This window comes from Algoriphagus sanaruensis, from assembly GCF_001593605.1.
Taxonomy (GTDB): Bacteria; Bacteroidota; Bacteroidia; order Cytophagales; family Cyclobacteriaceae; genus Algoriphagus; species Algoriphagus sanaruensis.
Map to the genome: position 1 here is coordinate 3323647 of NZ_CP012836.1, position 15151 is coordinate 3338797.

At 43.3% G+C, this 15151-nt stretch carries 14 protein-coding genes; 2 read left to right on the forward strand and 12 right to left on the reverse strand.

All coding sequences use genetic code 11. The features are described from left to right. Positions 1-27 precede the first annotated feature (27 nt). The 9 genes from aroF to AO498_RS14530 form a co-directional block, all read right to left on the reverse strand. Positions 28-1047, reverse strand: a complete 1020-nt coding sequence (aroF, locus tag AO498_RS14490; RefSeq protein ID WP_067549208.1) for a 3-deoxy-7-phosphoheptulonate synthase — start codon at positions 1045-1047, stop codon at positions 28-30. A 148-nt stretch (positions 1048-1195) separates the two neighbouring features. Beyond that, positions 1196-1969 carry a tryptophan synthase subunit alpha gene (trpA, locus tag AO498_RS14495; RefSeq protein ID WP_067549211.1) on the reverse strand — a complete coding sequence of 258 codons (774 nt, stop codon included), beginning with the start codon at positions 1967-1969 and terminating at the stop codon, positions 1196-1198. Between the two features lie 83 nt (positions 1970-2052). Then, entirely contained in the window at positions 2053-3231 is a 1179-nt protein-coding gene (gene trpB / locus AO498_RS14500) for a tryptophan synthase subunit beta (RefSeq protein ID WP_067549214.1), read from the reverse strand. 21 nt (positions 3232-3252) lie between these two features. Continuing rightward, positions 3253-3894: a phosphoribosylanthranilate isomerase gene (locus tag AO498_RS14505; RefSeq protein WP_067549217.1), complete on the reverse strand. Its 642-nt coding sequence runs from the start codon at positions 3892-3894 to the stop codon at positions 3253-3255. Further along, positions 3894-4709: an indole-3-glycerol phosphate synthase TrpC gene (trpC, locus tag AO498_RS14510; RefSeq protein WP_067549220.1), complete on the reverse strand. Its 816-nt coding sequence runs from the start codon at positions 4707-4709 to the stop codon at positions 3894-3896. The genes AO498_RS14505 and trpC overlap by 1 nt, the downstream gene beginning before the upstream one ends. A 7-nt stretch (positions 4710-4716) precedes the next feature. Then, entirely contained in the window at positions 4717-5727 is a 1011-nt protein-coding gene (gene trpD / locus AO498_RS14515) for an anthranilate phosphoribosyltransferase (RefSeq protein WP_067549223.1), read from the reverse strand. A 33-nt stretch (positions 5728-5760) separates the two neighbouring features. After that, positions 5761-6327 (reverse strand): anthranilate synthase component II, encoded by a 567-nt coding sequence (locus AO498_RS14520; RefSeq protein WP_067549226.1) that lies wholly within the window; start codon positions 6325-6327, stop codon positions 5761-5763. A gap of 75 nt (positions 6328-6402) precedes the next feature. Next, positions 6403-6771 (reverse strand): four helix bundle protein, encoded by a 369-nt coding sequence (locus tag AO498_RS14525; protein WP_067549232.1) that lies wholly within the window; start codon positions 6769-6771, stop codon positions 6403-6405. Between the two features lie 56 nt (positions 6772-6827). Next, positions 6828-8240: an anthranilate synthase component I family protein gene (locus AO498_RS14530; RefSeq protein WP_067549235.1), complete on the reverse strand. Its 1413-nt coding sequence runs from the start codon at positions 8238-8240 to the stop codon at positions 6828-6830. Positions 8241-8487: 247 nt separating this feature from the next. Here AO498_RS14530 and AO498_RS14535 point away from each other — a divergent pair, with 247 nt between their 5' ends. Together AO498_RS14535 and AO498_RS14540 are read left to right on the forward strand one after the other, a co-directional pair. Next, positions 8488-8715: a hypothetical protein gene (locus AO498_RS14535; RefSeq protein ID WP_067549237.1), complete on the forward strand. Its 228-nt coding sequence runs from the start codon at positions 8488-8490 to the stop codon at positions 8713-8715. Positions 8716-9102: 387 nt separating this feature from the next. Beyond that, positions 9103-12069 (forward strand): DNA polymerase III subunit alpha, encoded by a 2967-nt coding sequence (locus AO498_RS14540; protein WP_067549240.1) that lies wholly within the window; start codon positions 9103-9105, stop codon positions 12067-12069. Between the two features lie 298 nt (positions 12070-12367). Here AO498_RS14540 and AO498_RS14545 read toward each other — a convergent pair whose 3' ends face one another. Genes AO498_RS14545 through AO498_RS14555 form a run of 3 tightly spaced genes read right to left on the reverse strand, consistent with a single transcriptional unit; the run spans position 12368 to position 15116 of the window. Further along, the gene (locus tag AO498_RS14545; protein WP_067549243.1) at positions 12368-13423 is read right to left on the reverse strand and encodes a hypothetical protein; all 1056 of its coding nucleotides are present in this window, start codon (positions 13421-13423) and stop codon (positions 12368-12370) included. A gap of 59 nt (positions 13424-13482) precedes the next feature. Then, positions 13483-13881, reverse strand: coding sequence for a group III truncated hemoglobin (locus tag AO498_RS14550; RefSeq protein ID WP_067549245.1), 399 nt, complete (start codon positions 13879-13881; stop codon positions 13483-13485). Then, on the reverse strand, positions 13878-15116 hold the full coding sequence (locus tag AO498_RS14555) for an alkaline phosphatase family protein (RefSeq protein WP_067549248.1): 1239 nt from the start codon (positions 15114-15116) through the stop codon (positions 13878-13880). The genes AO498_RS14550 and AO498_RS14555 overlap by 4 nt, the downstream gene beginning before the upstream one ends. Positions 15117-15151: the final 35 nt, after the last annotated feature.

Here is a 15151-nt window from a genome sequence, read left to right on the forward strand (position 1 = left end):
AGGGTTTTGCCTTGTCACAAACAAATTTTACAACAACTCGAAAGTTTTCCTTTTTGCGAAAATCTCTCTGATCCAAGCAGCTAGTCTTGCACTTTGTGCAAAATCCAGCGTCTGTTGACCGTCTGAATAAGCTTTTTCTGGAACTTCATGGGATTCGTAGATGATGCCATCCGCTCCAGCCATAACACCAGCCAAGGCCATTTGTGGGACATAAGCTCGAATACCAATTCCATGCGAAGGATCCACAATCACGGGAAGGTGCGATTTAGCTTTCAAAATCGGAATGGCATTGAGATCAAGGGTATTTCTGGAAGCCCGCTCATAGGTTCGAATGCCTCGTTCGCAAAGGATCAATTTTTCATTTCCTCCAGCAAAAACATACTCGGCAGACTGTAACAACTCCTCGATGGTTCCGGAGATTCCCCGTTTGATCATCACGGCTTTGTCTACTTTTCCAAGTTCATCCAATAGGTTAAAATTCTGAGAATTTCGTGCACCTACCTGATAAATATCCACATAAGGATACATTTCTTCAATCTGGGAAGGCTGCATCACTTCGGTTACAATTTTTATTCCGGCAGGAGCAGCAATAGAATGCCATAACTCAAGCCCTTCGATACCCATTCCACGGAAGGCATAAGGAGAAGTCCGAGGCTTGAAAACACCCCCACGCATCATCGTAATGCCGTTTTCCACGCAGTGATTGACTACCTTTCGGATTTGCTCTTCGGATTCGATGGAGCAAGGACCAGTGATGATAGCCATTTCCCCATCCTTGATAAAGACGCCATCGCCAAGATCGACAGAAGTGGGCTTGGCTTTCCACTTTTTGGAAACGAGCTTGTATTCGTCCGAGACGATGTGGATGTCCTGAATACCGTCCATCTGACCGATACGACGGATATCAAATTCATTTTTACCGATACCGATAATGTAGTTTCCAAGTTGAGTTTTGACCTCAGTGGTTTTATAACCAATCTCATTCACTTTGGAGATTAGTTTATCTTTTTGTGAATCGGAAATATCGGGTTGAAGTTGGATAATCATTTTTAGGTACGATTTACGAATTACGATTTACGACGTTTTGTTAAACTGCATTCACGAAATCAAGGACTTAAACCTATAGTGATCAGGACTGAAGACCAAAATTACTTCGTAAATCGAAAATCTAAATTCTGAAATTAGTAATGGTTTATTATGCTTTAACTGCTCTCAAATAGGATTGGATATCCTTACTTAGATCTTGAGCATCTTTGATCTTTTTGATAAATGCCGAACCGATGATTGCTCCGTTGCTGTATTTAGAAGCTGTGCTGAACGTTTGAGCATCAGAAATCCCGAATCCGATCAGTCGTGGGTTTTTAAGGTTCATGGCTTTGACACGTTCGAAATAGGCGACCTGATCTGCTGAAATTTCGGCTTTGGCTCCAGTAATCGAATGAGAAGACACCATGTAGATAAATCCGTCTGTATTCTGATCAATTTCTCGAATCCGCTTTTCGGAAGTCTGAGGGGAAATCAAAAAGGTATTGACCAATCCATAAGAGTCAAACAGACTTTTGTACTCATCCAAGTATTGCTGCATCGGCAAGTCTGGTACAATAAGGCCATCTACTCCCACCTCCTTACACTTTTTACAAAACTCCTCCATGCCAAATTGCATGATGGGGTTCAGATATCCCATCAAAACGACTGGCATATGGATTTTGGCTCTGAAACCTTTAAGCTGATCAAAGAGCATTTTCATGCTCATGCCATTTTCGAGAGCAATCATATTGCTATCCTGAATCGTAGGACCATCCGCAATCGGATCTGAATAAGGAATTCCAATCTCAATAATATCCGATCCTCCAGCTTGAATGGCTTCCATGACTGGAATAGTATCTTCAAGCTTGGGAAATCCCGCAGTAAAATAGATCGAAAGCACCCGATCCTGTTTGGTATTGAATAAGTAATGTATTCTGTTCATGTCTTTGATTGAAAGATTGAAAAATTTGAAAATTGAAAGATTACGAGATAACCAATTTCAAATCCGAAATCTGAAATCCGAAATCAATATCCTCCCCACTTGATATAGGTTTCCAAATCCTTATCTCCCCTGCCGGAAAGATTGATCACAATCACGTCGTCTTTACCGTACTCGATCATGTTGAGGGCATGGATGGCATGAGCCGTTTCGATAGCCGGAATGATTCCTTCGGTTCGGCTGAGCAAAATCCCAGCTTTCATCGCGTCTTCATCCTCCACAGCCACAAACTCTGCTCGCCCAATATCAAACAAATGTGCGTGAACAGGTCCGATCCCAGGATAATCCAAGCCCGCTGAAATGGAATGTGGCTCTACAACTTGACCATCTTCTGTTTGCATCAAGATTGTTTTGGAACCATGTAAAATCCCTGGGGTTCCCAAAGCTGTGGTAGCGGCTGATTTTCCGGAATTAATTCCCAAACCAGCAGCTTCAGCAGCGATCAAGCGGACTTCAGGAGTATTGTAATAATGGTAAAAAGCCCCAGCAGCATTTGAACCTCCACCAACACAGGCAATGACCGCATCTGGATTTTCTCGTCCTTCTTTTTGCATAAGCTGCCACTTGATTTCCTCCGAAATCACCGATTGGAATCGAGCAACCATCTCCGGATAGGGATGTGGACCAACGACAGAACCGATGATGTAATGAGTATCCACGGGGTTGTTGATCCAAGCACGCATGGCCTCATTGGTAGCATCTTTAAGTGTTTTAGAACCGGATGTCGCAGGGACAACTTTCGCTCCCAAAATCCTCATTCGCTCTACATTTGGTCGCTGACGCTGAATATCCAGTTCCCCCATGTAAACTGTACAATCCATTCCCATCAGCGCACAAACAGTTGCCGTTGCTACTCCATGCTGACCGGCACCGGTTTCGGCGATGATTCGCTTTTTGCCCAATCTTTTGGCTAAAAGGATTTGACCCACCGTATTGTTGACTTTGTGGGCACCAGTATGGCAAAGGTCTTCGCGCTTAAGGTAGATTTTGGCTCCGTATTGCTCTGAAAGTCGATTGGCGAAATAAAGCGGAGTTGGACGGCCTACGAAGTCTCTGAGCAAGGTCTGAAACTCCAGTTGGAATTCCTGACTAGCTACAATCGACTCATAATTTTCCCTCAATTCTTCAATATTGGGATGAAGCATCTCGGGAATATATGCCCCTCCAAACTTCCCGTAAAAGCCTTTTTCATCTACACGTATCATCGGTTACTAGTTATAAGGTTATTAATTATTAGTGCCAGAATGAATCAGGCGACTTTTAAAATTTTTCAGTTTTTCAATGTTTTTCACTCCGGGAGCATCTTCAAATTTGGAATTGAGATCCACTCCTTTGAGTTGAGGGATTTGCTCTCGCAAAGCCAAAACTTCCTCAACACTTTCCTCATCCAATCCACCACTCAGAAGAAAGCTTTTGTCGAAGGGATAAGTTTCCAAAACTTTCCAATCAAATCGCTTTCCCGAACCACCATGGGCTGCTGTGGCGGTATCGAAAAGAAACTTGCTCACAAAAGGAAGGTATCCTTCCAGACTTTTCCATTCGATTTCTGATCCTACTGAAATTACTTTCCAGAGTTCAGCATTAGTTTTTTCTGAAAGGTCTTTAACAAATTCCACGGATTCTTTTCCATGAAGCTGAATGGCAGTAAGGCCAAATTGCTCAACTTTTCTAAGGATTTCCGCTTCACTTTCATTGACAAAAACCCCAACTTTTTTCACTGGAAATTCTTTCAAATCCGCAGCTTTCTCATCTGATACATAGCGAGGCGATTTAGGATAAAAGATCAATCCCATCCAATCTGGACCCACTTCCGAAATTAAGCTTCGGATATTTTCTGGATCTCGCATGCCACAGACTTTCATTTCCATCAGGCTTCCGAAAATTCTATCGCTGCTAATTTTTTAAACTCCTTGATGAAATTATAGGCAGCCTGCTCCGGACGGCTAGATTTCATGAAGTTTTCTCCGATCAAGAATCCTTCAAATCCTGCTTTTTTCAAGTGAATCAGCGTATTCGGATCAGAAATTCCACTTTCAGACACCTTTACAAAGTTGGAAGGAATCCGATCTACCAATGCCAAAGAGGTATCGATAGATACTTCAAAGGTTTTTAGATTACGGTTATTCACTCCCACCAAATCCAAGCCCTCGCAAAGGCTTCGATCCAGCTCTTCGCCATCATGAACCTCCATTAAAACCTCAAGTCCCAAACTCTTGGCGAAATAGGCCAAAGACTTCAGTTTTTCTGGCTCCAAAGCCGCTGCAATCAATAAAATGCAATCTGCTCCGATGGATTTTGCTTCTAAGATTTGGTATTCATCTACCACGAAATCCTTTCTTAGAATCGGGCAGAAATTGAATTTCCGAGCCATTTTCAAATCTTCATTTGTCCCCCCGAAGTATTCCTTATCTGTCAAAATCGACATAGCTGAAGCTCCAGCCTGCATGTAACCGATACTCACCTGCTCCACAGAGGCAGAAGCATTAATCCAGCCTTTAGATGGGGATTTTCGCTTAAACTCTGCGATAATTCCAGACTTCTCAGGATGGGTTACATACTTTTTCATGGACACTGTTGGACCCGAGAAAAAAGTGCTCTTTTCCAATAATTTGACAGGAATCAGGCTTTTCTTCTCCTCAACCTCCTTGTACTTGTCCGCAATGATTTTTTCTAAAATATTCATAATTTTCTTAAGCTAATGAAATGGTAGTTTGAGGATTGACTAAGCCATTGAACACTTGAAGTGCCTTGCCGCTTAGCAATACTTCTTCTGCTTCAAGGACCGCATCCGTAAAACTCAATCCTTCCCGCGCTGTAACCAAGGCCGCAGCAGCATTGGCAATGACTACTTGATTTTGAGCTTTTTCACCTTTTCCACGAAGGACATTTTCAAAGATTTTGGCAGATTCTTCCACGGTTTCTCCCCCTTTGATGCTTTCAGCCGTGAGTTTGGAAAGACCTATATTCTCAGGATTATAAAGCTTTTCTCCTGAGTTGGAAATCATCTTAAAAGGTCCTGTAAGGGAAATTTCATCATAACCATCCAAGGCATGAAGGATGGAGAATTTCCCTTCGGTCTCTTGGTACAAATACCCATAAAGCCGAGCTAGTTCGAGACTAAAGACACCGACTAATTGCTTTCGAGGAAAGCTTGGATTCACCATGGGCCCCAACATATTGAAGAAGGTTTTAACTCCCAGTTCCTTTCGAATAGGAGCGACATGCTTCATGGCCGGGTGAAAAAGTGGAGCGTGTAAAAAGCAAAGACCAACTTCATCCAATGAACGTCTTATTTCTCCGATATCATTGGTAAACTGATAGCCAAAGTACTGAAGCAAATTGGAGGAACCACAAATAGATGAAACGCCGGTGTTGCCGTGTTTGGCGACATTTTGACCAGCACCTGCTACGATAAAAGAGGACAGAGTAGAAATATTAAATGTATCCTTGCCATCTCCTCCTGTTCCGCAAAGGTCCATGGCATCGTATTCTGCAATCTCCACAGGAATACAAAGCTCCAGCATTGCTTCACGAAAACCCCGAAGCTCCTCAACGGTAATGCTTCGCATCAAGTATACCGTCATGAAGGCCGCAATTTGGCTGGTATTGTATCCTCCAGTGGCGATATTTTTCAGCACCTCGCGCGCCTGATCCTGGGACAGGGTTTTATGTTCGATTAATTGATTTAATATTTCTTTCATAATTCATTCCGGTGGAAGGGGTGAACTTCAAATTTAAGACTCTAACCAGTTTTGCATGATTTTGACCCCATTTTCGGTCAAAATACTTTCTGGGTGGAATTGAACTCCGCGAACATCAAAGTTCTTGTGTCTTACCGCCATAATCTGCTGGTCCGGAGTCCGTGCAATCACTTCCAAATCTGGAGAAAGAGTGGACTCATCGATGACCCAAGAATGATAACGACCTATTTTAAAGGTCTGGGGAATGTCTTTGAAAAGGACATCATCTTGCACGGTAACTTCTGAAGCTACTCCGTGAAGGACCTCGGATAAATTGATCAAACTCCCGCCAAACGCCTCTCCGATCGCTTGATGCCCCAAGCAAACCCCCAAAATGGACTTAGAGGAAGAATATTTTTTCAACAGCTCAGGCATAATACCAGCTTCGGAAGGAACTCCTGGACCTGGGGAAAGGAGTATCTTATCGTAATTAGCGACGTTTTCCAAGTTGATTTTATCATTTCGAAAGACATCCATTTGCGCGCTATAACCTAACTGCCTGACGATATAGACCAGATTGTAGGTGAAGGAATCGTAATTATCTAGGACGAGTATTCGCATTTTTTTCTATTTCGATATGGTGGTAAAGTTGTAAAGTCGTAAAGTGGCAAGGTTACTTACCCCTAAATCTGATTTTTATTCCTTTTTATTTTTTAGATAAGTAATTAATGCTTTGATCTGCCTTGAGAGTCCAATCAATTCCTCTTTTAAGACCAAATAATCTTCCTGAGAGACTCTTCCAACTTCAACTAGAAGTGCTAATTGGCTTCTCAATTCTCCAGCCGATCCCTTTGCATACCCTAGAAATCTGATGAATTGAATTCTATTATTATACTCAAAACCTTCGGCAATATTATTTGAGATTGAAACAGCAGATCCGATAAGCTGATCTCTTGATTTATAATCATTTTTCAAGGGCGGTTGGTCAGACAACTGATAAATCTGAACTCCAATTGCAATGGATTTCTGCCAGATAACCAATTCTTCAAAACTATTCGCTTTCATGGTTTATACTTGGTTCGGCTCAACTTTTCAACTTTACCACTTTCCAACTTTGGAACTTAAATGCCTTCCGCCGCTCTCAGTGCAACTCTCAACGCCTCCAGCTTATTGGCCACTTCCTGCAATTCTGACGGAATGGAGCTTTTTGCTACCACACCTGCCCCGGCCTGGAACCTCAAATGATTATTTTCTGATACAAAAGACCTGATCAAAATGGCATGGTTGAAATCGCCATTGAAACCTAAATAGCCAATTGCTCCGCCGTAAAATTGACGGCTTACGTTCTCCAGTTGGTCAATGAGTTCCATTGCTCGGTACTTCGGAGCACCCGATAGTGTACCTGCTGGAAAGGTATCTGCAACCAACTGAAGGGGATTTGCTCCGTCTGCAAGTTGCCCCGTGACTTTGGAAACCAAATGAATCACGTGAGAATAGTATTGAATCTCTTTAAATACATCTACCTCCACTAAATCGGAAGATCTTGAAAGGTCATTCCTTGCCAAATCGACTAACATGACATGCTCGGAATTTTCCTTGGGATCATCATACAGCTTACGAGCTAGAAGTGCATCTTCTGCATCATTTCCGGTCCGTCTGAAGGTACCCGCAATCGGATAAATCGTTGCTTTCCGATTTTTAACTACGATTTGGGCTTCTGGCGAACTTCCAAACACCTTGAATGATCCATAATCAAAGTAAAAGAGATAAGGAGAAGGGTTGACCGAACGAAGTGCTCGATAGACATTGAATTCATCTCCTTTGAATTGGGTAGAAAAGCGTCTGGAAAGTACAATTTGAAAGACATCACCACGGAAGCAATGCTCGCGACCTTGGTTGAGGATTTTCAAAAACTCCTCATCCGTGTAGTTGGACACTTCCTCTCCCACTCTTTTGAAGGTGTAGGCGGGGATATTTTTATTGTTGAGTAAAGTTTCGATTTCGGCGATATACTCCGAATTGTTTGCTCCGGGAACTCGGTGCTCAAAGAGATGCAATTCGTTTTTGTAATGATCCACCACGATGATATTTTGGTACATCGCATAGCGCATCATGGGGATTTCATTCGGAGCCGTTTTACTCAGCTTGATATCCTCAAACCAGCCTACCGTGTCGTATTGAATGTAACCGAAAAGGCCATTTGTACTGAATTTAAAGGTGTCCGGTGTGGGATCAAATTTATTTCCAAAAGCCCTCAAACAATCCATCAGGCGCTTCTGATCAGTAACTTCATACACCAACTCTTTGCCATCTGGAAGCTTTTCCGTGACTTTTCCAGCATTAAATTCAAAAGTAGCCAAGGGATTAAAGCAGATGTAGGAATAGCTGTTTTCCTGACCATGGTAGTCGGAAGATTCCAATAAAATTGGATTGGCAAATCGGTCTCTGATCTGTAAATAAATGCTTACCGGCGTGATCGTATCAGCCAGCCGCTTGCGGTACGTAGTGAGAATCGGATACTTGACGTGGTTCATCTGTGGTTAATTTTGGCATAAAAAAAGGCCTACCGGGAAATCCAGTAAGCCTTCTGTGATATGTGCTGCGCAAAATTTAGGCAATGGCTTTCTGAGCTTTCCCTTGGAAAGTTGTAGAATGCCACCACCAATAATTTTTTGCTATAGATTTCATAAGACAGAGGCAAATTTAGAAAGGGATTGGAAAAGACAAAGCATCGTTTCAATTTTTTCAGATTATTTTTGAAAAAAACTTAAGAGATACCCCATGGCTAAAGCAATTTCACAATACTTCAAACGAATTTTTGACGATTATCAAGTTTTGGTCATGATCAATCCAGTAGATTTCAGCGGAATAGAGTTGATTGTTCATCCCGATGGGAAGATCGAAAAGACCGAAATCCAGGCTGATGAGGAGATTTTTGAAGACCTAGAAGCAGATGAATTTCAAACTTGTAGCCCTTTAGAGTTTCAATTGACGCTGGCGAAGGCTTGATTTAAGTTTTATTCAAATTAAAAAATTGAAAGCTTTAAAGCCTTTCATTTGTTGAGCTCCCTACTTTTTGAGCTCAAATATTCATCCCGACATTTTCCTCCAAAAATCAGTCAATCCCTTGACTTGATCTCAATCCTATTGTTTAATTTATAAACATTAAAATGTTAAAATTATTGACATTTTAATGTTTAATGGCCTTTGAGGTTTCCAAAAACCTCGAAGGCCTAGCTCTCCGACTCCTCAGGATTTGAAATCCCGAGGTCCTATCGAGGATTTGTAATCCAACACAAACTATCTCGCGACCGAAGGGAGCGTATCTCACGGAGTGTATCTCGAAACCTTTGAGGCCTTCTAGATACAGTCGACATTAAAAATTATAAATCATACATGTTTATCAACTGCCATTCTCACTTCAGCTTCAAATACGGGACGATGTCTGTGGAAGCGCTGATCGCTGAGGCGAAAGGCAAAAAGCTCGACGCCCTCGCCCTGACCGACATTAATTGCACGGCGGGAGTCTTTCCGTTTATCCGTGCAGCGCAAAAGGCCGGTATCCATCCTGTCATCGGCATCGACTTTCGCAATGGAACCGACCAACGGTACATCGGTTTGGCGAGGAATCAGGAAGGTTTTTTTGAGCTGAACAAACACCTCTCCGAGCACCTGACCCGAAAGCGTGAGTTTAAGTCACGAGCTCCCAAATTTGAAAACAGCTTTGTGATCTATCCTTTTTCAGAGAAATCCTTTCCCTTGCAGGAAAATGAATTCGTCGGTGTACATCCCAGTCAACTCAATAAAGTACTGACATCTCCCTGGTATCGTAAAAAGGAAAAGCTCGTCCTTCTTCAACCGGCGACCTTTAGTTCCAAACTGGAGTTTAACGCTCACCGCCTTTTGCGAAGCATGGATTTGAATACGCTATTGAGCAAACTTCCAAGTACTGAGCAGGCCGATCCTACCGACCAGCTCTACTCCTATGCCGATCTGATTGCCCGCTGCGAAAGCCACAGCTACCTCCTCGTCAATGCCCAAAAGCTTCTCGAGCAGTGCCAGTTTTCCTTCTATTTCCAAGCAGTCAAAAACCGCCGGGATATTCTTGGTTCGGACTGGGAAGACTTTGATTATCTCAGACAGGAAACCTTCAAAGGAGCCTTGCGGCGTTATCCTGATTTTTCCCCAAAAATCTCCGAACGAATCGACAAAGAACTCGAGCTCATCCAGCAGAAGGGCTTTGTCTCTTACTTCCTGATCAACTATGACATCATCACTTTTGCGCAGCACCGCAACTTCTATCACGTAGGGAGAGGCTCGGGTGCAAATAGCATTGTGGCTTACTGTTTGGGCATCACCGATGTGGATCCGATAGAGTTGGACTTGTACTTTGAGCGCTTTATCAACTTATATCGGGAAAATCCTCCCGACTTCGATATTGACTTCAGTTGGACGGATCGAGACGAGGTGACGGATTACATTTTCCGAAAATACAATGGGGAACAAGAGGAGCATGTCGCCCTATTGGGTTCCTACAGCACTTTTCAATACAACTCCATGCTTCGGGAGCTGGGAAAAGTATTTGGTCTACCCAAAACCGATATCGAGTCCCTCATTCATCATGCAGACAAAGAAGGCTACGAGCCCGATCAGTTTGGCAAGCTGATCATCAAATACTCGCGAGTGCTACACGACATGCCCTCGCACCTGACGATTCACGCCTGCGGAATCCTGATTTCTCACAAATCTATCCACTACTACACGGCGACGGATATGCCTCCGAAGGGGTTTCCACTCGCACACATCGACATGCATACCGCTGAAGATATCGGCTTGCATAAGTTTGACATTCTGAGCCAACGGGGTCTGGGTCACATCAAATCCAGTCTGGAGATCATCTATCAAAATCAAGGAGTAAAGGTGGATATCCGTGAGGTCGAAAAATTCAAAAAAGACCCAAAAATCAAAGAACATCTGCGCACTGGACATACCATCGGGGCATTCTATGTAGAGTCACCTGCCATGCGCATGCTACTAGCCAAGATGAAAGCTGATACTTACCTCGAACTAGTCGCTGCCAGCTCCATCATACGTCCCGGCGTGGCTAGATCGGGAATGATGAGGGAATACATCCTGCGACACATCGACCATGAGCGCCGCAAAACCGCACACCCTGTGATGGCCGATATCATGCCTGAGACCTATGGGATCATGGTCTATCAAGAGGATGTGATCAAGGTAGCCCACTATTTCGCAGGCCTCAGTCTGGCCGAAGCTGACGTGCTACGCAGAGGAATGAGCGGAAAATCCAGATCCAAGGATGAATTTCAACGAGTCAAGGACAAGTTTTTCAGCAATTGCCAGAAGCTCGGTCGGGAAGATCAGGTAGCCAAAGAAGTCTGGCATCAGATCGAGAGCTTTGCGGGGTATTCATTTGCCAAGGGCCATTCGGCTTCGTTTGCTGTGGAGAGCTATCAGAGTCTGTACCTCAAGGCTTATTTCCCACTGGAATTTATGGTAGGTGTAATCAACAACTTCGGGGGATTTTACCACACTGAATTCTATGTACACGAACTCCGAATGAACGGAGCCAACATCCAAGCTCCACATCTGAACGAGAGCGAATACCTGACCCGAATCCTCGGAAAAACCGTCTACCTCGGCTTTATCCACATGAAATATCTGGAAAAGGGCACCGTAGAAAAACTGCTTTCCGAGCGGAGAGCAAACGGCCCATTTCTAGGATTGGCAGACTTTGTAGCAAGGGTGGAAATCGGCTTGGAGCAGCTCCTGATCCTAATTCGAATGACTTGCTTTCGATTTACTGGAAAAACGAAGCAAGAACTCCTTTGGGAAGCTCATTTTCTCCAAAACAAGCGAAAGGCTGTCGTAAGTACGAATGAACTTTTTCGCTCAACCTCAACTGAGATCAGCTTTGGCAAAAAGCCTCCTCAAGTCCCAGATCTGGACGAAACCGATATTCGACAGGAGATTTTGGATCAGATCGATATTTTGGAGTTTCCCTTGGACTCTCCTTTTCACTTAGTCAAAGACCAAAGCCTCCAAGGCATCAAGGCACGTGAAATGACTCAATACTTGGGAAAACACGTCACCATCCTAGGCTACCTGGTCACGGTGAAATATACCCGAACGGTCAAGGGGGATGTGATGAACTTCGGGACTTTTTTGGATCGAGAGGGGGACTGGATCGACACAGTGCACTTCCCTCCCGTGGTCAAAAAGTATCCTTTCAAAGGTCGGGCAATCTACCGAATCGAGGGGAAAGTGGTGGAAGAATTCGGCTTCTACTCCATCGAAGTGGACAAGCTAGAGCGAATGGCGTATTGGAATGCGGCGGAATAGACTTATTCAAAATACTGAGTTCGAATCAAAGAAAAGATAAAAAAATAGATTCCTAAAAGTGGACGTAAGGGGAAACCTGATGACCAAACATGAAAAAGAAATGCGCTAAAAATCACCCTTATAGTTTTGTGATCAGTCAAACACCTCTCGAAAATAGTTGAATTCATACCAGTCAAAAAGTTCGCTCAAGTCCTGACTTTATCAGAAATCACTAGTATCCACACCTCGAAAGGTCGCTTTAGTAAAAAATGCAAAAGGGCCTTGATAGGCCCTCGCTTTTAGTAAATCCCACAAAAGATCACTTCATCACCGACCCATCGACGGTTCGACACGACTTGAGAATTTTCTCAGTAAACATTCTATCCGAACGAAGCATGTCAAAAAATTCCTTCAAATAACTTCTGATTGCTTTTGCTTCAGCCTCGGAGTAATACAATTTTTGGTTGTCGATTTCGGTATAAAACTGCTCTTCCTTTTCCAGAAACTCCTTCCGCACGGCTTGCATCATAGGCTCATTTCGACAAAACCCACGATAAAGCCGATCCTTTACACTTTCCAGTTCGACCAAGGTGCTCACCTGAGCATATGGAGGATTGACTAATCCCGTCATATCAAAATCATAAGCCATAGGAATCACCGTCTTCTCCCCGATCAACATCACTTCTTGATTATGTTGAAAAAGTGTCGACCAATCTGTATTTCCAATCATCATTTGAAAGAAATCATGACGTAGCGTAGGGAGATCATCCATCAGAATAGGTGCAATTTTTTTATCCTTTAGAATCTTGCCATCAAATCGCTCCGCTACCTCATCATTGTCTTCGATTACAAATCCCAGGAGTTCGACTTCCTCGGCTTTTCGATCATCCAAATTGGTAAACTTCACACGAACAAGTCGGGTTCGGAAGTGGTACTCGGTCACCTGCTCATAAAACTTATAGGCCAAGTATTCCTTCCCGATGAATGAGTCAGCATTTTTTGTCTTCGAGCAGGGTAGCACTAATTTCAAATTGCGATTTCCTTGAAAAACACTTCCTTCGGCCTCTTTCTTTTTTAGCCGAATTCGCATGGGGGGATAAAAGCATTCGTTGAGCCGGAAATTCCCCCTCGTCCTCATATCAAACGGAAAAGCTTCCCAATTCCCCGGAGAAGTTTCTAACTGAATCTCTCCATCTACATAGGTAGAATCATTGCTTTCTGCTTTGAGGGCCTTGATGGATACAGCCATTCGAAGCGAAAGCGGTTCCTCAGAATCAAATAATTTTTGTCTCTCTTGAGCGATTCCTAAACTACTTATCATCAAGTAACCTAGGATAAAAACAAGAAGGCTGAATGCAAACCTAGCTTTAGTCATAAACTATAAAATTGAAAGAATGAAAATAAAAATACTGATTTTCAACCCAATACAAGGTATTATCCAGGATTCCTTGCTTCCCAGATCCGCATAAACAGCATGTGAGCCATTCTTCTGGCATGCTCCTTGGCAAAATCTGCCACCTCTCCTTCGAAATACCGATCAATCGTCGAAAACCAGAGCTCCAACCAATTCCCAAAATGAACTTGATCAATCTGATGATTCATCGAGGCATCCACTTCCCGATGGACTTTGGTGGGATTAAATTTCCCCGCTCCAGGACCAGTTTGAAGGAGTATCATTTCCCAAAAATCTGAAAGATGTACTAAATGATGGTTCCAATCCTCCACCATCTGATTAAAAACAGGACCTAAGACCTCATGCATCCGAACTTTCTCGTAAAATCTGCTCACCAAAAAGTCTACTTCCCGTCGGGACTGAATCGGAATTCGGTTCATTTTAATATGGGATTTAACACCTCCGACTTCCCATCAATATCGGCGGGAATCGGCAAACCTAAAAGTTGACACACTAGAGGATAGATGTGAATATTTTGAAAAGGCTCAATTACCAACTCAGATTTCAATTTTGGACCGCGAGCATAGAAAATCCCCCACATTTCTTGATACTTTGGACTGAAACCGTGCTCCCCAAAAACCTCTGTCTTGAGCAGGGCTGAGCGATTTTGATATCGCATCATCCCGCGATTATCCGCCAAATAGTACCCAAACTCTGGAATGACAATAAAATCCCCAAATCGCTGAGGATAGCGAGTAACATCTGTGTAATTTTTATTTCCGACAAAATCATCGATCTGGACATGCTCGGATCGCTGAGTAATTTTTTGGATTGCATCGACTTTGGTGCTCGGATCAGCTAAATGAACGTGCACCAAGGCTCCATTATTGACTAATCGAGCGTCCACTCCTTCCGTCAATTTGTCTAAATTGATCAGCTTTTGCTTTTCTACCGGAGCCATTCCGTGGTCGGACACAAAAATGATATGAACAGGAAGATCGAAGCTTTCAACTCCTTCAATCAATGCTCCTAATTCATGATCAAGTTTTTGAAGTGCTTTCCCAATCATCTCATGGTTGTCAGGACCATAGGCATGACCAACGTCATCCATATCTGAAAAATACAAGGTGATCAGGCTTGGACGCTCCGAATCGGGTAAGCTCAGCCAATCAAATACTTTGGCTATTCGAGTGAGATTGGGCACCTTTCCATCGTAGTCAAAATATTCACTCGGGCGAATTCCCTGAACAGGAGCCTCTGAACCCACAAAAAAATAACTCACTGCTTTCAGCCCATTTTCCTCCGCCAAAACCCAAAGCGGTTTTCCCCCATACCAATATCCGTCCTGGACAATATCTCGATTGCCCATCGTATAAACCTGGTCTTTTTCTGGTTCATAAAATGAATTATCCACCAATCCATGATGATCGGGAAGCATACCGGTAGCGATCGTGTAGTGATTGGGAAAGGTCTTGGAAGGAAAAGAAGGAATCAATCCCTTTGCAGCCGTACCTTCAGCAATAAATCGGCTTAGGTTTTCGGGTTGAAATCGCTCCACATAATCATAGCGAAACCCATCCAAGGAAATTAAAATTACGATAGGCTTTTTCTCTTGGGCCAACGAGGCGTATCCAAGACCGACAACCAATCCTATTAAAACCAAAAACCGCTTCATGTTTTTATTTCAAAATTACCCATACCGTCTTGGGA